Here is a 25,454-nt window from a genome sequence, read left to right on the forward strand (position 1 = left end):
ACACCCGACCCGCACTTTCGCGCCCTGACCGGCGCTTCCGCGCCCCTCAGGCAGTAGTTACCGGCCCTGCCAGCCCCGCCGGGTAGTACTTGCCCACGCACCAGAGGAGCGCGCGCGGAGCGCGCGCAGCCGGGCCCCCGCGAGCGCCGCTTTTGAACCCCCCACCCACCGGGTAGTAGTCACCGACTCCCGCACGCCCCTCGGGTAGTACTTGCCGACGCGCTGCGGTGGGGGGTTGGGAGCGGAACGGTCAGTTCAGGATGTGGGGGACCGAGCGGGGTACCCAGGGGGCGTCGTGATGGACGACTCCGTGACGGGTTGGACCGATCGGGTGGTGCTGCTCGTCGTGCGAACCGCGCCGCTCACCGGTTCCTCGGCGAGGAGCGCTCGCGAGCGGAGTTATCCTCGGGACCTAGACCTCTAGGAGCGTGGTTGAGCCAGGACACCGAACCCGCAGCGGCGGCGCAGCCCGTGCCCGCACGGCCACCGTCGGCAACCAGGCGCGTGCGCGCGCGGCTCGCCCGGCGGATCACCGCCCAGCGGGCCGCACCGGTCAAGCAGGTGCTCGAGCCGCTCGCCACCGTGCACCGCGACATGCACCCGAACGCCGACCTGGCGCTGCTCCAGCACGCCTACGACGTGGCCGAGGAGAAGCACCGGCCGCAGCGCCGCAAGTCCGGTGACCCCTACATCACCCACCCGCTGGCCGTGGCCACCATCCTGGCCGAGCTGGGCATGGACACCACGACCCTGGTCGCCGCCCTGCTGCACGACACGGTCGAGGACACCGACTACTCGCTGGACCAGCTGCGCGAGGACTTCGGCAACGTGGTCGCCCTGCTGGTCGACGGCGTGACCAAGCTGGACAAGGTCAAGCTGGGCGCCGCGGCCGAGGCCGAGACCATCCGCAAGATGGTCATCGCCATGGCCAAGGACCCGCGCGTGCTGGTCATCAAGCTGGCCGACCGGTTGCACAACATGCGCACCATGCGCTTCCTGCCGCCGGAGAAGCAGGCCCGCAAGGCCCGCGAGACGCTGGAGGTGCTGGCCCCGCTGGCGCACCGGCTGGGCATGGCCACGGTGAAGTGGGAGCTGGAGGACCTGGCCTTCGCCATCCTCCAGCCCAAGAAGTACGACGAGATCGTGCGCCTGGTCGCCAACCGCGCCCCGTCCCGCGACACCTACCTCAGCGGGGTGATCACGGAGCTGAGCAGCCAGCTCGAGGGCGCCCGGATCGCGGCCAAGGTCGAGGGCAGGCCCAAGCACTACTACTCGATCCACCAGAAGATGATCGTCCGGGGCCGCGACTTCGACGACATCCACGACCTGGTTGGCGTGCGCATCCAGGTCGACGAGGTGCGCGACTGCTACGCCGCGATGGGTGTCGTGCACGCGCTGTGGCAGCCCATGCCCGGCCGCTTCAAGGACTACATCGCCCAGCCCCGGTTCGGCGTCTACCAGTCGCTGCACACCACCGTCATCGGCCCGGACGGCAAGCCGCTGGAGGTGCAGATCCGCACCTACGACATGCACCGCACCGCCGAGTACGGCATCGCGGCGCACTGGCGGTACAAGGAGACCAGGGGCACGCACAGCGGCAAGGGCGTCGAGGTCGACGAGATGGCCTGGATGCGCCAGCTGCTGGACTGGCAGCGCGAGGCCGCCGACCCCGGCGAGTTCCTGGAGTCGCTGCGCTTCGACCTGGCCGCGCGGGAGATCTTCGTCTTCACCCCCAAGGGCGACGTGGTCACCCTGCCCACCGGGTCCACGCCGGTCGACTTCGCCTACGCCGTGCACACCGAGGTCGGGCACCGCTGCATCGGCGCCCGCGTCAACGGCCGCCTCGTCGCGCTGGAGCGCAAGCTGGAGAACGGCGAGGTCGTCGAGATCTTCACCTCGAAGGCCGAGGGGGCCGGGCCCAGCCGCGACTGGCTGAGCTTCGCCGCCTCGCCGCGCGCCAAGGCCAAGATCAAGCAGTGGTTCGCCAAGGAGCGCAAGGAAGAGGCCATCGAGGTCGGCAAGGACGCGATCGCCAAGGAGGTGCGGCGGGTCGGCCTCCCGCTGCAGCGCCTGGTGTCCGCCGACGCGATGGGCGCGCTGTCCAAGGAGCTGCACTACCCGGACGTGAGCGCGCTGTACGCGGCGGTGGGGGAGGGCCACACCTCCGCCCGCCACGTGGTGCAGCGGCTGGTGGCCCAGCTCGGCGGCGTGGAGCACGCCGAGGACGAGCTGGCCGAGCGGTCCACCCCGTCCACGGTGGCCCGCAGGCGGGTCACCGGCGACGCGGGCGTGATCGTCAAGGACGCCGCCGACGTGTGGGTCAAGCTGGCCCGCTGCTGCACGCCCGTGCCCGGTGACGACATCCTCGGGTTCGTCACCCGCGGTGGCGGGGTGAGCGTGCACCGCACCGACTGCACCAACGCCGACGAGCTGCTCAAGACCCCCGAGCGGCTGCTGGACGTGGAGTGGGCGCCTTCGTCGTCCTCGGTGTTCCTGGTGGCCATCCAGGTCGAGGCGCTGGACCGGCACCGGCTGCTGTCGGACGTGACCAAGGTGCTGGCCGACGAGAAGGTCAACATCCTGTCCGCGTCGGTGACCACCTCGCGCGACCGGGTGGCGGTGAGCCGGTTCTCCTTCGAGATGGGCGACCCGAAGCACCTGGGCCACGTGCTCAAGGCGGTGCGCAGCGTGGAGGGCGTCTACGACGTCTACCGGGTGACTTCGGCGTCCTGAGGGACGTTCCGAGCCGGGAACGACGCCGGGAACGAGATCGGGCGGGCCATCCGGGGATGGCCCGCCCGATCGCCGTCCAGGGGGTTACTTGACGACGGTGGCCGTCTTGATGTCCACCGGGGTCTTCGGCTTCCCGTCACCGGAGCCGCTGTCGGTGCCCTGCATGGCGACCTCGTCGACCTTCTTCAGGCTCTCCTCGTCCACCGTGCCGAACACGGTGTACTTGGCCTCCAGGTTCGAGCCGTCGCCGTAGACGATGAAGAACTGGCTGCCGTTGGTGTCCGGGCCCGAGTTCGCCATGGCCAGCACGCCGCGGCCGTAGCTCAGCTCGGGGAACACCTCGTCCTTGAAGCTGTAGCCGGGGCCGCCGCGGCCGGTGGCGCTCGGGTCGCCGCACTGGAGCACCTGGATGCCGGAGGTGGTCAGCCGGTGGCAGGTGGTGTCGTTGTAGAAGCCCTGCTCGGCCAGGCTGATGAAGCTGTTGACCGCGCACGGCGCCAGCGCCCGGTCCAGGGTCAGCTTCAGGTCGCCGATGGAGGTCGCCAGGGTGGCGCCCACGGTGCCCTCGGCGGAGACCTCGCCCGCGGCGGGCGCGTTGACCTGCTTGCTGGCCTGCTCCTGGCCCGCCGGGTACTCGCAGTTGACCTTGGCGGCCAGCGGGGTGGGCCGCTTCACCGCCGGGTGCAGCGCGGTGGGGATGGACGAGGGCTTGTCGTCGGGCGCGGACGGCGTGGTGCTGGCGGCCGCGTCGTCGCCGCCGCTGAAGTCGTACGTCGCCAGGAAGTAGATGCCGCCCGCGACCAGCACGACCGCGACGGCGGTGGCGATGACGGCGGTGATCCGGCGCCGCTTCGCGCGTTCCGCCCGCCGGGCGATCTGCCGCTCCAGCTTCCGCTTGGCCTGCTCGCGGCGCTGCACGTTGTTCGGCACCCTGCACCCTCCTTGACCTCGTTGTGTTGACGGCGACGACCGGCCAGCAGTCTAGGGGGCTCGCATATGACTGGTGTGTGCCGGATAGGCTGGTGCCGGGGTCCTTCGCGATCCGTTGTCGATCTGTTGCCGTCGAGAGGTGTCCGCGTGCTGGTGATCGGGTTCCCCACCGGCGCCCTGCAGGCCAACTGCTACCTGTTGGCGGCCGAAGCGGGCGGCGCGTGCGTCGTGGTCGATCCCGGCCAGGACGCCGCCGAGCCGATCGCCGAGGCGCTGCGCGAGCACCGCCTGTCCCCGGTCGCGGTGCTGCTCACCCACGGCCACTTCGACCACTGCTTCTCCGTCGCCCCGGTCTGCGACGGCAACGACATCCCCGCGTGGGTGCACCCGCAGGACCGCGAACTGCTGTCGGACCCGCTCAAGGGCATCAGCGCCGAGTCGCGGGCGTTCTTCGGCGGGCAGCTGGAGATGCGCGAGCCGGGCGAGGTGCGCGAGCTGGCCGACGGCGCGGAGCTGGACCTGGCGGGCCTGCGGCTGGTCGTCGACCACACCCCGGGCCATACCGGCGGGTCGGTGATGTTCCGCGCGGGCACCGAGGAGGGCGGGCGGCTGGTGTTGTCCGGCGACACCCTCTTCGCGGGCTCGATCGGCCGCACCGACCTGCCGGGCGGGGACCACCGGGCCATGCTGACGTCGTTGCGCCGCAAGGTGTTGACGCTGCAGGACGACACGGTGGTGCTGCCCGGCCACGGGCCCACCACGACCATCGGCCGCGAGCGCGCGAGCAACCCGTTCCTGCTGGAGCTGGGCCAGGGCGCGCAGGCCGCACCGCACCGAGGACTGTAGAAGTGAGCACCTTTTCCGCGCCCAAGGGCGTGCCGGACTACTTCCCGCCCAGCTCCGCCGCTTTCCTGGCGGTCCGCGAGACCCTCGTGGAGTCCGCGCGCCGGGCGGGCTACGGCTACATCGAGCTGCCCGTCTTCGAGGACACCGCGCTGTTCGCGCGTGGTGTCGGCGAGTCGACCGACGTGGTCAGCAAGGAGATGTACACCTTCACCGACCGCGGCGGCCGGTCGATCACGCTGCGCCCCGAGGGCACCGCGGGCGTGATGCGGGCGGTGATCGAGCACGGCCTGGACCGCGGCCAGCTGCCGGTGAAGCTGGCCTACGCGGGCCAGTTCTTCCGCGCCGAGCAGCCGCAGGCCGGGCGCTACCGGCAGTTCCACCAGGTCGGCGTGGAGGCCATCGGGGTCGACGACCCGGCGCTGGACGCCGAGGTCATCGCGGTGGCCGACGCCGGGTTCCGCGCGCTGGGCCTGACCGGGTACCGGCTGGAGCTGACCTCGCTGGGCGACTCGACGTGCCGCCCGCAGTACCGGGAGAAGCTGCAGGCGTTCCTGGCCAAGCTGCCGCTGGACGAGGAGACGCGCCGCCGCGCCGAGCTCAACCCGCTGCGGGTGCTCGACGACAAGCGCCCCGAGGTGCGCGAGCTGGTGGCCGACGCGCCGCTGATGGTCGACCACCTCTCGCCGGAGACCCGCGAGCACTACGAGCGGGTCAAGGGCTACCTGGGCGAGCTGGGCGTGAAGTTCGCGGAGAACCCGCGGATGGTGCGCGGGCTGGACTACTACACCAAGACGACCTTCGAGTTCGTGCACGACGGGTTGGGCGCGCAGTCGGGCATCGGCGGCGGCGGGCGCTACGACGGGCTGATGGAGCAGTTGGGCGGGCAGCCGCTGTCCGGCGTCGGCTTCGGCCTCGGCGTGGACCGGGCGCTGCTGGCCTGCCAGGTGGAGGGCGTGGTGCCCGGTGACCCGGCGCGCTGCGAGGTCTACGGCGTGCCGCTGGGGGAGGCGGCCAAGGCGCGGCTGGTGGCGCTGTCCGCGCCGCTGCGCGCGGCGGGCGTCCGGTTCGACCTAGCCTACGGCGGCAAGGGCCTCAAGGGCGCGATGAAGGGCGCGGACCGGTCCGGGGCGCGGTTCGCCCTGGTGCTCGGCGAGCGGGACATCGAGGCGGGCGTGGTGCAGCTCAAGGAGCTGGCGACCGGCGACCAGCGGGAGGTGCCGCTGGTGGACGCGGTGGTCGCGGTGCGGGAGGCGTTGGGCCGGTGAGCGAGCGCACCCCTCTGGACCTGCTGGACCCGGCGGCGGTCCGCAAGCGCGCGCGGACGGTCGCCGTCGGCGCGCTCATCGTGGCCGCGGCGTTCGGCGGGTTGCTGGGGCTGCTCGCCGGGCGGACGGCCGGACTGGTCACGGCGGCGGTGTTCGCCGTGCCGCTGCTGCTGCTGGCGTGGTCGGAGGCGCGCAGGCGGGTGTGGCTGGAGGGCCACGTGCTGTCCGTGCGCGCCTTCGGCACCCGCTCGGTGGACCTGCGCGCGGCCGACCAGCTGGACCTGCTGGTGACCGACGTGCGCGGCACCCGCACGATCGGGCTGTTCGTCCGGGGCGGCGGCAAGGCGATCAACCTGGCGCTGGCCATCTACGCGGGCACCGGCGGGCGGGAGCAGGGCGTGTACGCGCTGCGCACGCTGGCCGACGTGCTGGCGGGCCGGGGGGACACCCGCGGGCTGGTGTTCTCCGAGCTGCTGGTGGCGCAGCTGAAGGCGGAGGCGCGCGGCGCGGCGGCGGCCGACCGCCCGCTGTACCGGCTGGGCACGCTGGCCCCGTCGGGGAAGCTGGCGCAGAAGCTCACCCCGGACGCCATCTCCCGCTTCGTGTCCAGCCTCGATTGAACACGTCGGCAAGTACCACCCGTCGCGCCGGGGAGGGCCGGTAACCACCACCCGGCGTCGCGAACGCTCGGTTCGCGGTGTCGGAACGCTCGGTTCGCGGTGTCGGAACGCTCGGTTCGCGCGGGTCAGTCGTCGGGGAGACCCCAGGTGCCCTTGGGCGGGGACGGGGACTGGGTGGCGGTGGCGTCGGTGGTGGGGGGAGCGCCGCCGATGAACTTCTCCAGGGAGTCGTCGTGCTCGACGCGGCCGGGGAACGGGTCGCCCGCGGTGAGCCGGGCCAGCGAGATGATCGGCAGCACCGCCTGCGAGGCGACGATCACGAAGTTGCCGAACCGGCGACCGCGGAACACCGCGGGCTCGGCCAGCACGCACACGTGGCGGAACACCCGCCGCACGGTCGCCGCCTGGGCGCGGGCGAACGCCAGCTTGCCGCCGTCGCCGATGTTGGCCGCGTAGACCCCGCCCGCCCGCATGGTCCGGGCGGCCAGCTCCACGTACTCCACCGAGGTCAGGTGGGCGGGTGTGCGGGCGCCCGCGAACACGTCGGTCACCACGAGGTCGAAGGTGTCCTCGGGCGCGCGGGACAGCACCTCGCGCGCGTCCCCGTTGCGGATCTTGACCCGCCAGCCCCGGTCCAGCGGCAGCAGCCCGCGCACCAGCTCGATCAGCGCCGCGTCCACCTCCACCACCTGCTGGGTGGACCGGGGGCGGGTGGCGGCGATGTAGCGGGGCAGCGACAGCGCCCCGCCGCCCAGGTGCAGCGCGCGGATCGGCTCACCGGGCTCGCGCATCAGGTCCACCACGTGGCCCAGCCTGCGGACGTACTCGAACTCCAGGTGCCGGGGGTCGTCCAGGTCGACGTGCGACTGGGGTGTGCCGTTGAGGTGCAGCGTCCACGCGTTGGTCACGTAGGGGTCGGGGACGAGTTCGGCGATGCCCGAGTCGACCTCCCTGGTGAGGGTTTCGTCGGCTTTCCGGGTGCGTCCCACCGGCTCATTATCCGGGACGCTCCCCGGCACCTCCGAGCCTGGTGGGGCAGGCGCGCGCGGCGGCGGGTACGTTGCCGCGGTGAAGATCTTGGCGGATGTCCTGATCGCGCTGGTCGCGCTGATCCACGTCTACATCGTGGTGCTGGAGATGTTCCTGTGGAGCAAGCCGCGCGGGCGCGCGGTGTTCGGCACCACCGAGGAGTTCGCCGCAGAGTCCGCCCCGCTGGCCGCCAACCAGGGCCTCTACAACGGGTTCCTGGTCGCGGGCCTGGTGTTCGCGCTGGTCGCGGGCGGGAGCACCGGGTTCGCGTTCGCGGTGTTCTTCCTGGTATGCGTGATCGTGGCGGGCCTGTACGGCGGGTTCACCGTGAGCCGCCGGATTCTCGTGGTGCAGAGCGCGCCCGCCGCGGTCGCGCTGCTGGTCGCGGTGTTGGCTCGCTGACTCGACGCCACGGCCCCTTGGCCGGGTCGTAGCCGGTGCGCAGGTCGCCGGTGATCCGCGTCCTGGGCTGCGGCCGAGCGGGTTCCGGCTCCGGCTCCGGCTCGGGTTCCGGTTCGGGCTCGGCTTCGGGCACGGGTTCCCGGCCCGCCACGAACGCGGCCAGGGCGGTGGTGATCGGCACCGCCGCCACCAGGCCGATGCTGCCCACCAGCGTGCGCACCACCTCCTGCGCCACCTGCTGGGCGGTCAGGATGTCGGTGAGGTCCCGCCCGGACAGCGCGAACGCCAGCATCAGCGGCAGCGCCGTGCCCGCGTAGGCCATCACCAGCGTGTTCACCACCGACGACAGGTGGTCGCGGCCGATCCGCGACCCGGCCGCGTACAGCTCGCGGAACCCCAGCGCCGGGTTGGCCCGCCGCAGCTCCCACACCGCGCTGGTCTGGGTCACCGTCACGTCGTCCAGCACGCCCAGCGCGCCGATGATGGTGCCCGCCAGCAGCAGCCCGCGGGCGTCGATGCCGTGCCCGAGGACGCCCACCAGGTTCGCCGTCTCCTGGTCCAGCCCGGTCAGCTCGGTGGCCGCGGAGAACAGCGCCCCGAGCCCGCCGATGAGCACCAGGCTGCCCAGCGTGCCCAGCACCGCGGTGGACGTGCGCGCGCTGACGCCGTGCGTCGCGTACAGCACCACGAACATGATCAGCCCGGCCGCGACCACCGCCACCGCCAGCGGGCTCTCCCCGGCCAGCAGCGCGGGCAGCACGAACAGCAGCAGCACGGCGAAGCTGAGCACCAGCGCGCCCAGCGCCTTGAGACCCTGCCAGCGCCCCAGCAGCAGCACCGCGGCCACGAACAGCACCACCAGCAGCACCATCGGCGCGCCGCGCTGGAAGTCCACCAGCTGGTAGGACTCGCTGGCGTTCGGGTCGCCGCCCGCGAAGGACAGCACCACCTCGTCGTCGACCTCGAACAGCGGTGTGCCCGGCTCGTCCGGCATCGGGATGCGCACCTCGCGCCCGGCCGCCGCGCCGTCGGTCATCTTCACGGTGACCTGGAAGCACCCGCCGTCGCCGGGCTGGTCGACCGACGGTCCGCCGCACCCGCTGCGGGCCACCGCCGTGACCTCGCCGCGCACCGGCGTCTGCGTCAGCCCCACCGCCGCGCCGGTCCGCTGGTCGTGCCCGAACGGGTAGAGCAGGACCGCGCCGAGCGCGGTGGCCAGCACCAGGGGCAGCAGCAGGACCAGCAGCAGCTTGCGGACGCGCGCGGACGCCGGGGGAGCGGGCGAGTGCCCGTGGCCGTGCCCGTGGCCGTGGCCGTGTCCGTGGGCTGCGATGAGGTCCTTGGCGCGCACGTCGCACATAGTGCCCGATGAACCCGGACCTCAACCCCTGGGCAACAGGGGCGCGGAGAAGCGGAAGTGCCGTTCCACGGCCGCTTCCGCCAGTTCCACCGCCGTGCGCAACCGCTCCTCGGCCGTTCCGCTCACCACCGCCCACGGCGCTGCCCGCGCGGCCAGCCCTTCCCGGAACAGGTCGGTCATCCAGCCGCGCAGGTGCTCGCCGTCGCGCCAGCCGTCCTGCTCGAACGGCACGCCGACGTGGTCGGTCAGCAGGTACAGGGCGGGCAGGGGAGCGTCCGGCGCGACTTCCGGGTGCGGCGCGCCCAGGTACCGGTGCGCCCACACCGTCGCCGCCCAGGCGTCGTTGTCGCACACCAGCACCGGTCCGTCCACAGCGGCGTCGGACAGCTCCCGCTGCCGCGCGGCCACGTCCGCGAAGTTGCCCACCGTCCACACCAGATCCTCCAGCGTGGCGGACGGGTCGAAGGCGCGTGCGGCGGCCAGCTTGTGCTCGGTGTGGGCGCGTCCGTACTCGGCCACCCAGGGCGCGCCGAAGTGCTCCGCGAGCTGTCGGGACAACGTGGTCGTGCCGGTGCTCTCCGCGCCCACCACCACGATCCGCGCGCACAGCCCCGCGCGGGTGGCGGGCGCGAGGTCGGCCCACCGCCCGCGCGGGTCGGCCCGCACCGCCGTGCCCGACACCGGGAACGCGGTGCGGTCGGGGTCGACCGGCACGTGCCGCGCGCCCAGCCGCTTGGCCAGCTCGTCGCCGTAGTCCTCGCTGGAGAACACCGCGTCCACCGGCGCGGTCGCGGGCGCCCCGTCCAGGATCGCCCGGCGCGCCAGCACCGCGCGGGCCACCCCGATGTGCAGCTGCCACACCTCGTCGCTGTGGAAGTCCATCGGGTGGTCGTCGAGGTCGCCGAGCACCACCAGCCCCGGCGTGCCCGCGTGCTCGGCGCGCAGCCACGCCACCCGGTCGGCCACCGGGATCGACTCGGCGGAGGAGGCCAGGACGGTGACGGTGGTGCGGGCGCTGCGCGCCGCGGCGGTGCGGATCAGGTGGTGGTGCCCGGCGTGCGGCGGGTAGAACTTGCCCAGCACCAGGGCGTGGTCGAACTCCGTCACGCCGCCACCGGTTCCCGCAGCGCCTTGCGCCAGTTGACCAGGCCCAGCACGCACAGCCCCATGAACCCGACGTAGAGGATCGCGGTCAGCCACAGGTCCTTGTAGGCGTAGAGCGGGACGTAGATCACGTCCGCGGCGATCCACAGCCACCAGCACTCGACCCTCTTGCGGGTCTGGCCCCAGGTCGCCAGCAGCGACAGCACGGTCGTGACCGAGTCGCCCCACGGCACCGTCGAGGTGGTGAACGAGGTGAGCACCCACACCAGCAGCAGCGTCCCCGCCACGCCCGCCGCCAGCAGCCACCACCACTGCGCGCGGGAGGTCGTGCTCACCGGCAGGGCGGTGTGCTCGTCGCCGCCGCGCAGCCAGGCCCACCAGCCGTACAGGGCCAGGACGATGTAGACGACCTGCAGGCCGGAGTCGGCGAACAGGCCGCTGGTGGCGAACAGCACCAGGAAGGCGAGGTTGTTGAGGATGCCGATGGGCCAGTTCCACGGGTTCTGCCTGGCCACGAGCCACACGCAGAGCGCGCCGGTGACGAACCCGATCACCTCCCCCCAGCTCGTGGTGGCACCCGCGAACGACAGCGCGGGCGTGTTGTAGGGCACCAGGACGAGGTCCAGCGGGGACACGGGCACTCCGATTGACGGTAGATCGAACACGTGTTCGAATGGGGCAATGCGGTGGGGTGGGCAGGGGGACGGGGTGGGCCCGCGACGGGGTCTGTCGGGTCCGCCGGGACTGGTGCGCAGCGTACGAACTCCGAACGGCTTCGGGGGTGTGGTGTCCCACGAGGTGAACGCCACACCCCGGCGCGGCCGCCCGCGCGCCCGCGCCCACTGCCTGGCCGGGGACACGCCGGTCCTGCTGGCCGACGGCCGCGCCAAGCCCATCGCGGAGCTGGCGGTCGGCGACGAGGTCTTCGGCACGCGCGAGGGCCGCTACACCGCCACGCGCGTGCTGGCGCACTGGTCCGCGGTCGAGCCCGCCTACCGCGTCACCCTGGAGGACGGCACGCGGGTGGTGGCGGGCGGTGATCACCGGTTCCTCGCCGAGGACGGCTGGCGGCACCTCGCGCCCGGCAGGCGCGCGGACTTCGAGGAGCGGCCGTTCCTGACCGAGGGGACCAGGCTGGTGGGGACGGGCCGGTTCGCCGAGCCGCCCGCGCCGGGTGAGCGGTACCGGCGGGGCTACCTGTGGGGCGTGGTGCGCGGCGGGCTGCCCGCCCTCCCGGAGGTGCTGGCGCGGGCGCGGGCGTACGCGCGGGGCGAGCTGCCGCGCGAGGGTGACCTGGTCGAGTGGCCCACCGCGGCGGACGAGGACTGGGTGAGGGGCTTCCTGGCCGGGTTGTTCGACGCGCGCGGCAGCGCGGTGGCGGGCGAGCTGGTGCTGTCCAGCTCCGACAGCGCGGTGTTCGACGCCGCGCTGGTGGCGCTGGCGCGGCTGGAGGTCCCGCACGCGGTGGAGGTGCGCGGGGTGCGGATCACCGGCGGGCCGGCCGAGCGGCTGCGGTTGCTGCACCTGGTCGACCCGGCGACCGCGCGGGCGGGTGTGCTGGAGGGCGTGCCGGTGCCGAGGGCGGCGCGGCTGGGGGTGGTGTCGGTGGAGCCGCTGGGGGTGACGCACCGGCTGTACGACATCGCCACGGGCACCGGTGACGTCATCGCCAACGGCCTGGTCAGCCACAACTGCTCTGGTCGTGCCGCGGGGTGAACCCGCGGCACCCCGTACTTCGTACGCCGTACGGTATAGTGGGTGGCATGAGTGCTGGATTCGTGCCCACCGAGCGGGACGTGGCGGATGTGCTGGAGTGGTTCGAGCGGTGGGACGCCTTGGCGGCGGCCAAGGACGTCGAGGCGATGGCGGACATGGCGCTGTTCCCGGTCAACGCCGTCACCGACGGCTCGGCCGAGCAGTGGGACCGGGAGCGGTTCCTGCGGGACATGGCCGCGTCGCTGGGGGAGGGCGAGGTGAAGATGGAGTCCACCCGGACTCCGCACTTCATCAACGAGAACCTGGTCTTCGTGATCACCGACGCCACCTTCACCTTCGAGGGCGGCTCGCAGGCGGTGCGCTACGGCGACCTGCTGGTCAAGTCCGATGGTCGCTGGCTGTTCCAGACCATGGCGCAGGGCGGCTGGTAGTCCACTCGCGCGTCACTTACAAACAGTCTTGACTGTTTGTAAGTGACGCGCGACACTCGGTCGATGCCCACCGAGACCAGGCAGCGGCAGGTCGACCGCAGCCGCGAGACCCGCCGCAAGCTCATGGCGGCGACGGTCGAGTGCCTGGTCGAGCGCGGCTGGGCGGGCACCACGACGACCATGGTCGCCGAACGGGCGGGCGTCTCGCGCGGGGCGCAGCTGCACCACTTCCGCACCCGCGGCGAGCTGGTCGCCGCCGCCGTCGAGCACCTCGGCGCGGAGAGCGTGCTGCAGCTGAAGGAGCGGGCGAGCCGGGTCGGCGGCAGCACGGCCGCGGTCGTCGAGCTGATCGCCGACTTCTACGCCAGCGACCTGTTCACCGCCGCGCTGGAGCTGTGGGTGGCCGCGCGCACCGACCCCGAGCTGAGCGCGGTGGTGGTGCCGCTGCAGGCCCGCATCGGCCGTGAGACGCACCGGCTGGCCGTCGAGCTGCTGGGCGCGGACGAGACCAGGCCCGGCGTCCGCGAGGCCGTGCAGATCACCCTGGACCTGGTGCGCGGTCTGGCGCTGGCCAACCAGCTCACCGACGACGCCAGGCGGCGCGAGCGGCTCGTGCGGCACTGGGCGCAGATGCTGGAGGCGGTGCTGTGATCGGGCAGCTGCTCGACGACCTGCGCGCGGAGGGCCAGGAGCTGGACGACCTGGTGGCCGGGGCGGACTGGACCACCCCCACGCCCGCGCCCGGCTGGACCATCGCGCACCAGATCAGCCACCTGAGGTGGACCGACCGGATCGCGCACCTGGCGGTCACCGACCCGGACGCCTTCGCCGAGGCGCTGCGCGGGGCGGGCGCGGACGCGGTGGACCGCGGGGCCGAGGAGCCGGTGACGCTGGAGCAGTGGCGGCGGGGGCGGGCGGTGCTGGCCGAGGCGCTGGCGGCCGTGCCGAGGGGCGTGAAGCTGCCGTGGTTCGGTCCGCCGATGAGCGCGGCCTCCATGGCGACCGCGCGGATCATGGAGACGTGGGCGCACGGCCAGGACGTGGCCGACGCGCTCGGCGTGGTCCGCGAGCCCACGCACCGGCTCAAGCACGTCGCGCACATCGCGGTCCGCGCCTTCGGCTACGCCTTCCTGGTCAACGGGCTGCCGGTGCCGGGAACGCCGGTGCGGGTGGAGCTGACCGCGCCGGACGGCGGGCTGTGGGCGTGGGGGCCGGAGGACGCGACCGACCGGATCTCCGGGCAGGCGCTGGACTTCTGCCTGCTGGCCGCGCAGCGCCGCCACCGCGACGACCTGGCCGTCACCGCGTCCGGCCCGGCCGCCGAGGCGTGGCTGCCGATCGCGCAGGCCTTCGCCGGACCGCCCGGAGCGGGGCGGGCGAAGGCGTGATCCGCATCGGCAACGCCTCCGGGTTCTACGGCGACCGCTTCTCGGCGGTGCGGGAGATGCTGGAGGGCGGCCACCTCGACGTGCTCACCGGCGACTACCTGGCCGAGCTGACCATGCTGATCCTGGGCCGGGACCGCCTCGAGGACGCCGATCTCGGCTACGCCAGGACGTTCCTGCGGCAGATGGAGGACGCGCTCGGACTGGCGCTGGAGCGCGGCGTCAGGATCGTCAGCAACGCGGGCGGGCTCAACCCCGCAGGGCTGGCCCGCGCGATCGACCGGCTCGGGCTCGGCGCGCGGGTGGCCCACGTGACCGGGGACGACCTGCGCGAGCGGTTCCCGGACGCGCTGACCGCGAACGCCTACCTGGGCGCGTGGGGCATCGCGGAGTGCCTGCGGGCCGGGGCGGACGTCGTGGTCACCGGCCGCGTCACCGACGCCTCGCTGGTGGTCGGCCCGGCGGCGGCGCACTTCGACTGGGGGCGCGAGGACTTCGACGCGCTGGCGGGCGCGACGGTCGCCGGGCACGTGCTGGAGTGCGGCGCGCAGGCCACCGGCGGCAACTACGCGTTCTTCGCCGAGATCGACGCCGACCGGCCCGGCTTCCCGATCGCGGAGGTCGAGGCGGACGGGTCGTCGCTGATCACCAAGCACGACGGCACGGGCGGCGCGGTCACCGTCGACACGGTCACCGCCCAACTGCTGTACGAGATCGGCCCGCCCGCCTACCTCGGGCCGGATGTGGTCAGCCACTTCGACACCATCCGCTTGGCGCCGCACGCGCGGGGCGTGCGGATCTCGGGCGTGCGGGGCAGCGCGCCGCCGGAGACGCTGAAGGTGTGCCTGAACTCCCTTGGCGGCTTCCGCAACGCCACCACGTTCGTCCTCTGTGGACTGGAGATCGAGCGCAAGGCCGCCCTGGTGCGTCGGCAGCTGGAAGCTGCGATCGGCGCGGAAGGGCTGAGCTGGACCCTGGCCCGCACCGAGCACGTCGACGCGGACACCCAGGAGGCGGCCAGCGCACTGCTGCACGCCACCATCAGGACCACCGATCCCCGGCGCGCCAAGGCGTTCTCGCGGGCGGCGGTCGAGCTGGCGCTGGCCTCCTACCCCGGTTTCCACGTCACCGCCCCGCCTGGCGACGGCTCGCCTTACGGGGTCTGCGAGGCGGCCTACGTGCCGCGCGACTCCGTGGCGCACCAAGCTGTCCTGCCCGGCGGTGAGGTGGTGCGGGTATGAGGCTGCCGCTGGGCGCGATCGCGGGCGCGCGGTCCGGGGACAAGGGAGGGGACGCCAACCTCGGCGTGTGGGTGCGCACCGACGAGCAGTACGCGTGGCTGGTCGGCGAGCTGACCGCGGCGCGGCTGAAGGAGCTGTTGCCCGAGGCAGGCGAGGTGGAGCGGTTCGAGCTGCCCAACCTGCGGGCGCTGAACTTCGTGCTGCGCGGGCTGCTCGGCGAGGGCGTGGCCGCATCGACGCGGTTCGACCCGCAGGCCAAGGCGCTGGGCGAGTGGCTGCGGTCGCGGCACGTCGACATCCCGGAGGCGCTGCTGTGATCACCTCCGACCTGTTCGACACGCCCGAGCGGCGCGACCTGCGCGCCCTGGTGCGCCGGTTCGTGGAGCGGGAGGTCGTGCCCTCGCTGCCGCGGTGGGAGCGCGAGGGCGAGCTGCCCCGCGAGCTGCACCGGGCGGCGGCCGGGATCGGCCTGCTGGGCGTCGGGTTCCCGGAGGAGGTCGGCGGCGCGGGCGGCGACCTGCTCGACACGGTGGTGGTCACCGAGGAGCTGATCCAGGCGGGCGGTTCGTCCGGTCTGGTCGCCGGGCTGATGACGCACGGCATCGCGGTGCCGCACATCGTGGACTCGGGCGACCGGCGGCTGATCGACCGGTTCGCGCGTCCGGCGCTGGCGGGCGAGCTGATCGGCTCGCTGGCGATCACCGAGCCCGGCGGCGGGTCCGACGTGGCGGCGCTGCGCACCACCGCGCGGCGCGACGGCGACCACTACGTCGTCAACGGCACCAAGACGTTCATCACCTCCGGCGCGCGGGCCGACTTCGTCACCGCGGCGGTGCGCACCGGCGGCCCCGGCCACCGGGGCATCAGCCTGCTGGTGGTGGAGAAGGGCGCGTTCGGCGTCGACCGCAGGCTGGACAAGATGGGGTGGCACTGCTCGGACACCGCGGAGCTGTCCTTCGTGGACGCGCGAGTGCCGGTGGGCAACCTGGTGGGTGCGGAGAACGCCGGGTTCGGGCTGATCATGCGGCAGTTCCAGGTCGAGCGGGTCTCGCTGGCGGTGCAGGCGTACGCGACGGCCCAGCGGTGCCTGGACCTGACCGCCGCCTACGTGCGCGGGCGCGAGGCGTTCGGCAGGCCGCTGGTGGGCCGCCAGGTGGTCCGGCACAAGCTGGTCGAGATGGCGCAGCGCACCGACGTGGCCCGCACCCACACCAGGGAGGTCGCCGCCATGGTGGCCGAGGGGCGGGAGTGCGTGGCGCGGGTGTGCTTCGCGAAGAACGCCGCCGTGGAGGCGTGCTCCTTCGTCGTGGACGCGGCGGTGCAGCTGCACGGCGGCTTCGGCTACCTGCGCGACGCCGAGGTGGAGCGGCACTACCGGGACGCGCGCGTGCTGGGCATCGGCGGCGGCGCGACCGAGGTGATGGCGGAGTTGGCGGCCAGGCGATTGGGGTTCTCGGCATGACCGTGCTGCGCTCGGCGCTGGACAGCGCCTCGGCCGAGTACCGGCGCAACCGCCAGGCGCTGCTGGCCAAGCTCGCCGAGCTGGACGCCGAGCACGCCAAGGCGCTCGCGGGCGGCGGCCCCAAGTACACCCAGCGGCACCACGAGCGCGGCAAGCTGCTGGCCCGCGAGCGGATCGAGCTGCTGGTGGACCAGGACAGCCCGTTCCTGGAGCTGTCCCCGCTGGCCGCCTGGGGCACCGACTACCCGGTGGGCGCGAGCGTGGTCACCGGCATCGGCGTGGTCGAGGGCGTGGAGTGCGTCGTCGTCGCCAACGACCCGACCGTGCGCGGCGGCGCGAGCAACCCCTGGACCCTGCGCAAGACCTTCCGCGCCAACGACATCGCGCTGCACAACCGGTTGCCGCTGATCGGGCTGGTCGAGTCCGGCGGCGCGGACCTGGCGGGCCAGAGCGAGATCTTCATCCCCGGCGGCCGGGCCTTCCGCGACCTGACCCGGCTGTCCGCCGCGGGCATCCCGACCATCAGCGCGGTGTTCGGCAACGCCACGGCGGGCGGCGCGTACGTGCCGGGCATGTCCGACTACGTGGTGATGGTCAGGGACCGGGCCAAGGTGTTCCTGGGCGGGCCGCCGCTGGTGAAGATGGCCACCGGCGAGGAGGCCGACGACGAGTCGCTGGGCGGCGCGCGGATGCACGGCACCACCTCCGGCCTGGCGGACTTCGTGGCCGAGGACGAGGTGGACGCGATCCGGCTGACCCGGCGGATCGTCGCCCGGCTCAACTGGCGCAAGCTCGGACCGCCGCCCGAACCGGTGGACGAGCCGCTGTTCGACGAGGAGGAGCTGCTCGGCCTGGTGCCCACCGACCTGCGCGTCCCGTTCGACCCGCGCGAGGTGATCGCCCGGATCGCGGACGGCTCGCGGTTCGACGAGTTCAAGCCCGACTACGGGACCAGCCTGGTCACCGGCTGGGCCGACCTGCACGGCTACCCGGTCGGCGTCCTGGCCAACGCGCGCGGCGTGCTGTTCAGCGAGGAGGCGCAGAAGGCCACCCAGTTCATCCAGCTCGCCAACGCCAGCCGCACGCCGCTGCTGTTCCTGCAGAACACCACCGGCTACATGGTCGGCGCGCGGTACGAGCAGGGCGGCATCATCAAGCACGGCGCCATGATGATCAACGCGGTGTCCAACAGCCGCGTGCCGCACCTGACCGTGGTGATGGGCGCGTCCTACGGCGCGGGCAACTACGGCATGTGCGGCCGGGCCTACGACCCGAGGTTCCTGTTCACCTGGCCCAGCGCCAAGTCCGCGGTCATGGGGCCGGCGCAGCTGGCCGGGGTGCTGTCGATCGTGGCGCGGCAGGCCGCCGCCGCGCGGGGGCAGGACTACGACGAGGAGCAGGACGCGGCCATGCGGCAGGTGGTCGAGGGGCAGGTCGAGCAGCAGTCGCTGGCCGCCTTCCTGTCCGGGCGGCTCTACGACGACGGCGTGATCGACCCGCGCGACACCCGCACGGTGCTCGGCCTGTGCCTGTCGGCCGTCCACAGCGGGCGGATAGAGGGCGCCGAGGGCTACGGCGTCTTCCGGATGTGAGGGCGTGATGATCCGCAAGCTGCTGGTCGCCAACCGGGGCGAGATCGCCCGCCGGGTCATCCGCACCTGCCGGGAGCTGGGCATCTCGCCGGTCGCGGTGTTCTCCGACCCGGACGCGGGGGCGCCGCACGTGCGCGAGGCCGACGCGGCGGTGCGGCTGCCCGGCGCCGCGCCCGCCGAGACCTACCTGCGCGCAGACCTGCTGGTGGCGGCCGCCCGGAAGGCGGGCGCCGACGCGGTGCACCCCGGTTACGGGTTCCTGTCGGAGAGCGGCGACTTCGCCCGCGCGGTGCTGGCCGCCGGGCTGACCTGGGTCGGACCGGCCCCCGAGGTCATCGACGCGATGGGCGCCAAGGTGGCGGCCAAGCGGCGGATGGCCGCCGCGGGCGTGCCGGTGCTGCCCGACCTGGACCCCGAGTCGGCGACGGAGTTCCCGCTGCTGGTCAAGGCTTCCGCGGGCGGCGGCGGGCGCGGGATGCGCGTGGTGCGCGGCGCGGACGAGCTGGCCGGGCAGGTCGCCGCCGCGCGGCGCGAGGCCGAGTCGGCCTTCGGCGACGGCACGGTGTTCTGCGAACCGCTGCTGGAGCGCGCTCGGCACGTCGAGGTGCAGGTGCTGGCCGACGCGCACGGCGCGGTGTGGGCGCTGGGGGAGCGGGAGTGCTCGATCCAGCGCCGCCACCAGAAGCTCGTCGAGGAGACCCCCGCCCCGACGATCACCGCCGAGGTGCGGCAGCGGCTGCACCAGGCCGCGGTCCGGGCCGCCGAGGCCATCGGCTACGTCGGCGCGGGCACCGTGGAGTTCCTGCTCGCCGACGACGGGCGGTTCCACTTCCTGGAGGTCAACACCCGGCTGCAGGTCGAGCACCCGGTCACCGAGGCGGTCTTCGGGTTGGACCTGGTGGCCTGGCAGCTGGCCGTGGCCGAGGGGGAGCGGCTGCCGCAGCGACCGCCCGCGCCGCGCGGGCACGCCGTGGAGGCCCGCCTGTGCGCCGAGGACCCCGGCCGGGACTGGCTGCCCTCCACCGGCACCCTGCACCGCTTCCGGGTGCCCGGCGACGTGCGGGTGGACAGCGGCGTGGAGGACGGCAGCGAAGTCGGCGTGCACTACGACCCGCTGTTGGCGAAGGTGATCGCGTGGGCGCCCACCCGCGCCGCCGCGGTCCGCAAGCTGGCCGCCGCGCTGGAGCGCGCCGAGGTGCACGGCCTGGTGACCAACCGCGACCTGCTGGTCCGGGTGCTGCGGCACCCGGAGTTCGAGCGCGGCGCCACGCACACCGGGTTCCTCGACGAGCACGGCCTGACCGCCCGCCCGGAGGTCGACGCGCGCCCGGCGGCGCTGGCCGCGGCGCTGGCGCTGGCCGAGCGGCGGCGCGGAACCCTCCCACTGGGATGGCGGAACATTGTTTCGCAACCGCAAAAAACGGTATTCGAACACGACGGAGAAATCATCGAGGTGGACTATCGGCACGCCCGTTCGGGGGTGGAGACGAGTTTTGGAGTCACTGTTGTTAATACCTCCGCGAATGTCGTCGTGCTGGAGCGCGACGGTGTGCGCACACCGTTCCCGGTCTCCGTCCACGGCGACCGGGTCGAGGTCGGCGCGGTGTCGCTGAAGCTGCTCCCGCGCTTCCCGGACCCGCGGGCCGAGGTCGTCGAGGGCGCGGCGGTGGCCCCCGTGCCCGGCACGGTGGTCCGCGTCGCGGTCGTCGAGGGCCAGCGCGTCGAGCCGGGCGCGGAACTGCTCGTGCTGGAGGCCATGAAGATGGAGCACCGGGTGCTCGCCGCCGCGGGCGGCACCGTCACCCGGCTGTCCGCCCGGCGCGGGCAGCAGGTCGACGCGGGCGACGTGCTCGCCGTCGTGGAGGCGTGATGACCGACTTCACCGAGAGCCCCGAGCGGCAGGCGCTGCGCGAGGCCGTCGCCGCGTTCGCCGCCCGCTACGGGCAGGAGTACTTCGCGGCCAAGGCCCGCGCCGGGGAGAAGACCGACGAGCTGTGGGCCGAGGCGGGCAGGCTGGGCTACCTCGGCGTGGCCGTGCCGGAGGAGTACGGCGGCGGGGGCGGCGGCATCGGCGACCTGGCCGCGGTGTGCGAGGAGCTGGCCAGGGCGGGCTGCCCGATGCTGCTGATGGTCGTCTCACCCGCCATCTGCGCCACGGTCATCGCCCGCTTCGGCACCGAGGAGCAGAAGCTGCGCTGGCTGCCGGGCTTCGCCGACGGCACCACCAAGATGGCCTTCGCCATCACCGAGCCCGAGGCCGGGTCCAACTCCCACCGGCTGTCCACCGCCCTGCGGCGCGAGGGCGACCGGTGGGTGCTCTCCGGCGGCAAGTACTACATCTCCGGCGTGGACGAGGTGGAGGCGGTCCTCGTGGTCGCCCGCCACGTCGACGCCGAGGGCCAGCGGCTGCTGCCGTCGCTGGTGGTCGTGCCCACCGACGCCCCCGGCTTCACCTACCGGCACATCCCCATGGAGGTGGTGTCCCCGGAGAAGCAGTTCACCTGCTTCTTCGACGACGTGCGGCTGCCGCTGGACGCGCTGGTCGGCTCCCCCGACGCCGGGCTGGCGCAGCTGTTCGCCGGGTTGAACCCGGAGCGGATCATGGCGGCTTCGCTGGCCACCGGCATGGCCCGCCGCGCACTCGACCAGGCGAGCGCGTACGCCCGCACCAGGTCGGTCTGGGGCACGCCCATCGGCGCCCACCAGGGCGTGGCGCACCCGCTGGCGCAGTGCGCCGTCCAGGTCGAACTGGCCAGGCTGATGACCCAGAAGGCGGCGGCGCTCTACGACGCCGGTCAGGACCGGGCGGCGGGCGAGGCGGCCAACATGGCCAAGTACGCGGCGGGGGAAGCGGTGGCGGCGGCGGTGGACCAGGCCATCCAGGTGCACGGCGGCAACGGGCTGTCCGCGGAGTACGGGTTGGGCGCCCTGCTCGCCGCGTCCCGGTTGTCCCGGATCGCCCCGGTCAGCCGGGAGATGATCCTGAACTTCGTGGCGCAGCACACCCTGGGGCTGCCGCGCTCCTACTGACCAGGCGGTCGGCTCAGCGCCATTCCCAGCGCAGCCCGACCACGCCGGGGCCGAAGTCCAGGGCCACCGCGTAGGCGTAGCCCCATGCGTCCACCGGAGTTTCGCGGATGTCGGTTGGTTCTCCACCGGTCAGCGAAGTGGTGAATTGTTCACAACGCGCCGGGCGGCAGCGGGAGTCGTAGCGGACCTCCAGCACGTACTCCTTCACGGTGTGCCGGAAACGGCGCGTGTGGGAGTTGTCGAAGGTCGGGTGGTGGGGCGCGACGTGGATCAGCTCGTACTCCACCGCGGTCCGCTCGCCGCGCCGCAGCGGCCGGTCGAACAGCAGCTCGGCGACCATCAGGCCGTTGCGCGGGTCCGCCGAGACCCGTCCCAGCCTGCACGAGCGCAGCGTGCCGATGACCGGCAGCGGGTCACCGGGCAGCCGGGTGTCGTAGCTGAGCAGCACCCGGTCCACGCCCGTGCGCTCGGCGCGCAGCACCTGCCGCGAGCGCACCCGGCGGGTGCTGCCGTCCATCGCCAGCTCCACCTGGTCGCGCAGGCTGAGCCGGGTCAGGTCCTGGTCGGCGCTGGTGTCCACGTCGGCCAGCAGCTCGGCCATGGGCTCGTGGTCGGCGGCGGGCGCCCAGCCCAGCGGGTTGGCCGGGGGCAGCCCCCTCGGCCTTGCCTTGCCGCGCGGGCGGGGCGGTCCCAGCAGGGTGCGCAGCGCACCCTCGCCGACTTCCAGGATCTCCTCCAGGTGCGCGAGCGCGGCCAGCGAGTCCGGCCGCTCCGGCCTGCGCCGCCCGGACTGCCAGTAGCTCAGCGCGGCGATGCTCACCGCCACCCCCCTGGCGCGCAGCCGGTGCTGGATGCGCTCCAGGCTCAGCCCTTTGGCCCGGATCGCCGCCCGCAATGCGTTGGCGAACTGGTCGCCTCCCCCGCCGATCCGCCGGAGGTCGTCCGCAGGGGATTCCTGCCTGACGACTTGCGTAGACATCTGCGCTCCCGTTCTGGTTTGAGGACAAGGCGAGCGACGGTATCGTGTTAAATCACCCGCGCGGTACAGCCGATCGGGTTTGCCGGGGTGAATTGAACCGTATCGGCGGGCGAAATCCCGGGTCGGTGGCGGAATGTTTGAATTCTCATTAACATCGTCCGTGTGAAGGTCGGTCACCCTAGCGGGTGGCTATGCCCGATCTGACCCTTTCGATGCTTCCCCGCCTGCGCGGACGGCCGTAGCCTCTGGACGCGGGGTGAGATCAGTCACATCCGCGCGGTCGACCGGGTCCCGCCGTCCCCTGTGCCGACTCCGGGTCCTTCGAACCGTTCCTCGCGAACGACAGGACTACTCCATGCGCAAGCTCACGTGGACCGCGGCGCTCAGCGCCGCGGTCCTGGCCACGACCGTGGCGATGATCCCCGCCCAGGCCGCCGAGGGGCCGGTGCTGGCCGCAGGCGCGCCCGACGCGGTTCCCGACAGCTACCTCGTCAAGGTGAAGGACATGTCCACCGCCGAGGCGGACGACCTGGTCGCCAAGGTCGGCGGCCGGGTCGACCGCGTCTACGCGGCGGCCTTCCACGGCTTCGCGGCCACGCTGTCCGAGCGGGCCGCCCAGCGCCTGGCCGTCGACCCGGCCGTCGAGTACGTCGAGCAGGACCGGGTCGTGCGCATGGCCGCCACGCAGTACAACCCGCCGTGGGGCCTGGACCGGATCGACCAGCGCACCCTGCCGCTGAGCGGCACCTACACCTACCGCAGCACCGGCGCGGGCGTGAACGTCTACGTCATCGACACCGGCCTGCGCACCACCCACAACGACTTCGGCGGCCGGGCGCGCAACGGCTACGACGCGGTGGACGACGACTACGTGGCGCAGGACGGCAACGGGCACGGCACGCACGTGGCGGGCACCGTCGCCGGCTCCACGTACGGCGTGGCCAAGGGCGCGACCGTCTACGGCGTGCGCGTGCTCGACGACTCCGGCAGCGGAACCATCGCCGGCGTCATCGCGGGTATCGACTGGGTGACCACCAACCACGTCAAGCCCGCCGCGGCGAACATGAGCCTGGGTGGTCCGGCCTCCAGGTCGCTGGACACGGCGGTCCGCCGGTCGATCTCCGCAGGGGTGACCTACGGCGTGGCCGCGGGCAACAGCAACGACAACGCCGCCAACTACTCCCCGGCCCGCGTCACCCAGGCGATCACGGTCGGCGCCACCACCAGCACCGACGCCCGCGCCGCCTACTCCAACTACGGCTCGGTGCTCGACCTCTTCGCGCCGGGGTCGAACATCCTGTCGGCCTGGCACACCAGCGACAGCGCCACCAACACCATCTCCGGCACCTCCATGGCGACCCCGCACGTGGTCGGCTGCGCGGCCCGCTACCTCCAGACCGCCCCGTCGGCCACGCCCGCGGTGGTGTCGGCCTACCTGACCGCCACCGCGACCACCGGGGTGGTCGTCAACCCCGGTCCCGGCTCCCCGAACCGGCTGCTCTACTGCTCGCCCATGCTGTGACCCAGGGCATGTGACTCGCGGCATGTGACCCCGCGGGTCACACCGAACGCGGCCCCGGCGCACCCGCGCCGGGGCCGCTTCGCGTCCTGGGCCGCGACGCCACTCCCGAGGTGTCTCAGCTGGGTCGAACGGTCCAGCGGAGTAGATCACTCGGTGTAGTGATGGTGAATCCCCGTCATCCCGTGAAGGGATGATCGGGCAGTCTTCGGCGTTCGCCGCCGTTCTCGGCGCCGGCTGTCCGGCACGGCCTCTACCAGGGCGTTCACCTATTGGGAAAGCCCAGATCAGAGCTCTTGTTCACGCTTAAACATAAACTGGCAATCTTTCACACTTCCGGGTGGAGTTGCGTTTTCCTAGAGTCGGTGACCGTAAGCGAGGGCCAGGTGGCCCTCCGTCACTTCCCGAGCCCTGCAGGCACTGCGGAGGGTGACGTCAGGCCACCGCATCGAGAACGGACAACGCATGCGACAGTCACGACAGGTCCGCTTCCTGGCCGGTGTCGGGGTGGCGAGCATGGTCGCCGCCGCGACCTCCCTGCTGGCTTCCCCCGCGCAGGCCGCGGAGGGCGAGATCCGCGCCGCGGACGCCGCCGAGAAGGTGCAGAACAGCTTCATCGTCAAGCTCAAGGACGGCACCACCGCGTCCGCCAACTCCCTGGCCAACCAGTACGGCGGCCAGGTCAAGCACGAGTTCCGCAGCGCGCTGCGCGGCTTCACCGTCTCGCTGTCCGAGGCCAAGGCCAAGCGCCTGGCCGCCAACCCGGCGGTCGAGTACGTCGAGCAGGACCAGGTCTTCCGCCTCCAGGCGACCCAGACCAACCCGCCGTCGTGGGGCCTGGACCGGATCGACCAGCGCAACCTGCCGCTGAACTCCTCCTACAGCTACACCTCCACCGGCTCGGGCGTGAACGTCTACGTCATCGACACCGGTGTCCGGATCAGCCACTCCGCCTTCGGCGGCCGGGCCCGCAACGGCTACGACGCGGTGGACGGCGACAACGTGGCGCAGGACGGCAACGGCCACGGCACGCACGTGGCGGGCACCATCGCCGGTTCGGCCCACGGCGTGGCCAAGGGCGCGACCGTCTACGGCGTGCGCGTGCTCGACAACTCCGGCAGCGGCACCACCGCGGGTGTCGTGGCGGGTATCGACTGGGTGACCGCCAACCACGTCAAGCCCGCCGTCGCGAACATGAGCCTGGGCGGCGGCGCGTCCACCACCCTCGACGCGGCCGTGCGCCGGTCGATCGCCGCGGGCGTCACCTACGCCATCGCCGCGGGCAACAGCAACGCCAACGCCTCCAGCTACTCCCCGGCCCGCGTGACCGAGGCGATCACGGTCGGCGCCACCACCAACACCGACGCCCGCGCCAGCTACTCCAACTACGGCTCGGTGCTGGACATCTTCGCGCCCGGCACGTCGATCACCTCGGCCTGGCACACCGGCGACTCGGCCACCAACACCATCTCCGGCACCTCCATGGCGACCCCGCACGTGGCGGGCGCGGCGGCCCGGTACCTGTCCACCAACCGGTCGGCCACGCCGGCCCAGGTGTCCAGCTACCTGACCGGCCAGGCCACCACCAACGTGGTCGGCAGCCCCGGCAGCGGCTCGCCGAACCGCCTGCTCCACCTGGCCCCCTCGGCCTGATCCACCCGCACGACGCCGGGGCCGCCTCCCACCGGGAGGCGGCCCCGGCCGTTTTCCCCCGCCGACCGGGGCAGCGGCGTCGCACGGGAAACCTGGTGGCGTCGGCTACCGGGTCGTTGGCTAGCCTTGACGACTAATCGCCAGTTGAGCTACCACG

The 25,454-nt window shown here is 73.0% G+C and carries 21 protein-coding genes and 1 pseudogene; 16 read left to right on the forward strand and 6 right to left on the reverse strand.

The window, feature by feature from the left end:
• Positions 1-432 precede the first annotated feature (432 nt).
• Positions 433-2,733: a RelA/SpoT family protein gene (locus IEZ00_RS25195; protein WP_189225810.1), complete on the forward strand. Its 2,301-nt coding sequence runs from the start codon at positions 433-435 to the stop codon at positions 2,731-2,733.
• Between the two features lie 84 nt (positions 2,734-2,817).
• Here the strand turns inward: IEZ00_RS25195 and IEZ00_RS25200 are convergent, their stop codons facing one another.
• Positions 2,818-3,663: a peptidylprolyl isomerase gene (locus tag IEZ00_RS25200; RefSeq protein WP_189225811.1), complete on the reverse strand. Its 846-nt coding sequence runs from the start codon at positions 3,661-3,663 to the stop codon at positions 2,818-2,820.
• A gap of 147 nt (positions 3,664-3,810) precedes the next feature.
• Between IEZ00_RS25200 and IEZ00_RS25205 the strand changes: the two genes are divergently transcribed.
• The 3 genes from IEZ00_RS25205 to IEZ00_RS25215 are packed head-to-tail and all read left to right on the forward strand — an operon-like array spanning position 3,811 to position 6,394.
• A complete protein-coding gene (locus IEZ00_RS25205) occupies positions 3,811-4,509 on the forward strand; it encodes an MBL fold metallo-hydrolase (protein WP_189225812.1) in 699 nt (232 codons plus the stop codon).
• A 2-nt stretch (positions 4,510-4,511) separates the two neighbouring features.
• Entirely contained in the window at positions 4,512-5,774 is a 1,263-nt protein-coding gene (gene hisS, locus IEZ00_RS25210; protein WP_189225813.1) for a histidine--tRNA ligase, read from the forward strand.
• Positions 5,771-6,394, forward strand: coding sequence for a hypothetical protein (locus tag IEZ00_RS25215; protein ID WP_189225814.1), 624 nt, complete (start codon positions 5,771-5,773; stop codon positions 6,392-6,394). The genes hisS and IEZ00_RS25215 overlap by 4 nt, the downstream gene beginning before the upstream one ends.
• Positions 6,395-6,519: 125 nt before the next feature.
• Here the strand turns inward: IEZ00_RS25215 and IEZ00_RS37840 are convergent, their stop codons facing one another.
• On the reverse strand, positions 6,520-7,383 hold the full coding sequence (locus tag IEZ00_RS37840) for a spermidine synthase (RefSeq protein ID WP_189225815.1): 864 nt from the start codon (positions 7,381-7,383) through the stop codon (positions 6,520-6,522).
• Between the two features lie 79 nt (positions 7,384-7,462).
• Here IEZ00_RS37840 and IEZ00_RS25225 point away from each other — a divergent pair, with 79 nt between their 5' ends.
• The gene (locus IEZ00_RS25225) at positions 7,463-7,825 is read left to right on the forward strand and encodes a DUF1304 domain-containing protein (protein WP_189225816.1); all 363 of its coding nucleotides are present in this window, start codon (positions 7,463-7,465) and stop codon (positions 7,823-7,825) included.
• Here the strand turns inward: IEZ00_RS25225 and IEZ00_RS25230 are convergent.
• The 3 genes from IEZ00_RS25230 to pnuC are packed head-to-tail and all read right to left on the reverse strand — an operon-like array spanning position 7,746 to position 10,930.
• Complete coding sequence (locus IEZ00_RS25230) at positions 7,746-9,185, reverse strand: YibE/F family protein (protein ID WP_189225817.1); 1,440 nt, start codon at positions 9,183-9,185, stop codon at positions 7,746-7,748. The two genes, IEZ00_RS25225 and IEZ00_RS25230, sit on opposite strands and share 80 nt — an antisense overlap.
• A gap of 21 nt (positions 9,186-9,206) precedes the next feature.
• Positions 9,207-10,292 (reverse strand): AAA family ATPase, encoded by a 1,086-nt coding sequence (locus tag IEZ00_RS25235; protein WP_189225818.1) that lies wholly within the window; start codon positions 10,290-10,292, stop codon positions 9,207-9,209.
• Positions 10,289-10,930, reverse strand: a complete 642-nt coding sequence (gene pnuC, locus IEZ00_RS25240) for a nicotinamide riboside transporter PnuC (protein ID WP_229796070.1) — start codon at positions 10,928-10,930, stop codon at positions 10,289-10,291. The genes IEZ00_RS25235 and pnuC overlap by 4 nt, the downstream gene beginning before the upstream one ends.
• 145 nt (positions 10,931-11,075) lie before the next feature.
• Here pnuC and IEZ00_RS25245 point away from each other — a divergent pair, with 145 nt between their 5' ends.
• From IEZ00_RS25245 to IEZ00_RS25285, 9 genes and pseudogenes are all read left to right on the forward strand, one after another.
• Positions 11,076-12,005: a hypothetical protein gene (locus IEZ00_RS25245; protein ID WP_189225819.1), complete on the forward strand. Its 930-nt coding sequence runs from the start codon at positions 11,076-11,078 to the stop codon at positions 12,003-12,005.
• A gap of 47 nt (positions 12,006-12,052) precedes the next feature.
• Positions 12,053-12,436 carry a nuclear transport factor 2 family protein gene (locus tag IEZ00_RS25250; RefSeq protein ID WP_189225820.1) on the forward strand — a complete coding sequence of 128 codons (384 nt, stop codon included), beginning with the start codon at positions 12,053-12,055 and terminating at the stop codon, positions 12,434-12,436.
• Between the two features lie 63 nt (positions 12,437-12,499).
• On the forward strand, positions 12,500-13,087 hold the full coding sequence (locus IEZ00_RS25255) for a TetR/AcrR family transcriptional regulator (protein WP_189225821.1): 588 nt from the start codon (positions 12,500-12,502) through the stop codon (positions 13,085-13,087).
• On the forward strand, positions 13,084-13,824 hold the full coding sequence (locus IEZ00_RS25260; protein ID WP_189225822.1) for a TIGR03084 family metal-binding protein: 741 nt from the start codon (positions 13,084-13,086) through the stop codon (positions 13,822-13,824). The genes IEZ00_RS25255 and IEZ00_RS25260 overlap by 4 nt, the downstream gene beginning before the upstream one ends.
• Positions 13,821-15,379: pseudogene (locus IEZ00_RS25265) on the forward strand (acyclic terpene utilization AtuA family protein). The gene IEZ00_RS25260 and the pseudogene IEZ00_RS25265 overlap by 4 nt, the downstream one beginning before the upstream one ends.
• Complete coding sequence (locus IEZ00_RS25270) at positions 15,376-16,524, forward strand: acyl-CoA dehydrogenase family protein (RefSeq protein ID WP_189225823.1); 1,149 nt, start codon at positions 15,376-15,378, stop codon at positions 16,522-16,524. Before IEZ00_RS25265 ends, IEZ00_RS25270 begins: the two are co-directional and overlap by 4 nt.
• A complete protein-coding gene (locus IEZ00_RS25275) occupies positions 16,521-18,116 on the forward strand; it encodes an acyl-CoA carboxylase subunit beta (RefSeq protein WP_189225824.1) in 1,596 nt (531 codons plus the stop codon). Before IEZ00_RS25270 ends, IEZ00_RS25275 begins: the two co-directional genes overlap by 4 nt.
• Positions 18,117-18,123: 7 nt before the next feature.
• Positions 18,124-19,986: an acetyl/propionyl/methylcrotonyl-CoA carboxylase subunit alpha gene (locus IEZ00_RS25280; RefSeq protein ID WP_189225931.1), complete on the forward strand. Its 1,863-nt coding sequence runs from the start codon at positions 18,124-18,126 to the stop codon at positions 19,984-19,986.
• Positions 19,986-21,146, forward strand: coding sequence for an acyl-CoA dehydrogenase family protein (locus tag IEZ00_RS25285; protein WP_189225825.1), 1,161 nt, complete (start codon positions 19,986-19,988; stop codon positions 21,144-21,146). The genes IEZ00_RS25280 and IEZ00_RS25285 overlap by 1 nt, the downstream gene beginning before the upstream one ends.
• Before the next feature lie 13 nt (positions 21,147-21,159).
• Here the strand turns inward: IEZ00_RS25285 and IEZ00_RS25290 are convergent, their stop codons facing one another.
• Positions 21,160-22,125 carry a hypothetical protein gene (locus tag IEZ00_RS25290; protein ID WP_189225826.1) on the reverse strand — a complete coding sequence of 322 codons (966 nt, stop codon included), beginning with the start codon at positions 22,123-22,125 and terminating at the stop codon, positions 21,160-21,162.
• Between the two features lie 355 nt (positions 22,126-22,480).
• Here IEZ00_RS25290 and IEZ00_RS25295 point away from each other — a divergent pair, with 355 nt between their 5' ends.
• Both IEZ00_RS25295 and IEZ00_RS25300 read left to right on the forward strand, forming a co-directional pair.
• Positions 22,481-23,647: a S8 family peptidase gene (locus IEZ00_RS25295; RefSeq protein ID WP_189225827.1), complete on the forward strand. Its 1,167-nt coding sequence runs from the start codon at positions 22,481-22,483 to the stop codon at positions 23,645-23,647.
• Positions 23,648-24,109: 462 nt separating this feature from the next.
• Positions 24,110-25,297: a S8 family peptidase gene (locus IEZ00_RS25300; RefSeq protein ID WP_189225828.1), complete on the forward strand. Its 1,188-nt coding sequence runs from the start codon at positions 24,110-24,112 to the stop codon at positions 25,295-25,297.
• Positions 25,298-25,454: the final 157 nt, after the last annotated feature.

This window comes from Saccharothrix coeruleofusca (assembly GCF_014648515.1).
Classification (GTDB): Bacteria; Actinomycetota; Actinomycetes; order Mycobacteriales; family Pseudonocardiaceae; genus Actinosynnema; species Actinosynnema coeruleofuscum.

What these genes read in the sequence shown, in the direction of transcription:
- IEZ00_RS25295 (WP_189225827.1), top strand. Translation starts at nt 22,481, where the DNA reads ATGCGCAAGCTCACGTGGACCGCGGCGCTCAGCGCCGCGGTCCTGGCC.
- IEZ00_RS25250 (WP_189225820.1), top strand. Translation starts at nt 12,053, where the DNA reads ATGAGTGCTGGATTCGTGCCCACCGAGCGGGACGTGGCGGATGTGCTG.
- IEZ00_RS25285 (WP_189225825.1), top strand. Translation starts at nt 19,986, where the DNA reads ATGACCGACTTCACCGAGAGCCCCGAGCGGCAGGCGCTGCGCGAGGCC.
- IEZ00_RS25275 (WP_189225824.1), top strand. Translation starts at nt 16,521, where the DNA reads ATGACCGTGCTGCGCTCGGCGCTGGACAGCGCCTCGGCCGAGTACCGG.
- IEZ00_RS25300 (WP_189225828.1), top strand. Translation starts at nt 24,110, where the DNA reads ATGCGACAGTCACGACAGGTCCGCTTCCTGGCCGGTGTCGGGGTGGCG.
- IEZ00_RS25255 (WP_189225821.1), top strand. Translation starts at nt 12,500, where the DNA reads ATGCCCACCGAGACCAGGCAGCGGCAGGTCGACCGCAGCCGCGAGACC.
- IEZ00_RS25280 (WP_189225931.1), top strand. Translation starts at nt 18,124, where the DNA reads ATGATCCGCAAGCTGCTGGTCGCCAACCGGGGCGAGATCGCCCGCCGG.
- IEZ00_RS25290 (WP_189225826.1), bottom strand. Translation starts at nt 22,125, where the DNA reads ATGTCTACGCAAGTCGTCAGGCAGGAATCCCCTGCGGACGACCTCCGG.
- IEZ00_RS25230 (WP_189225817.1), bottom strand. Translation starts at nt 9,185, where the DNA reads ATGTGCGACGTGCGCGCCAAGGACCTCATCGCAGCCCACGGACACGGC.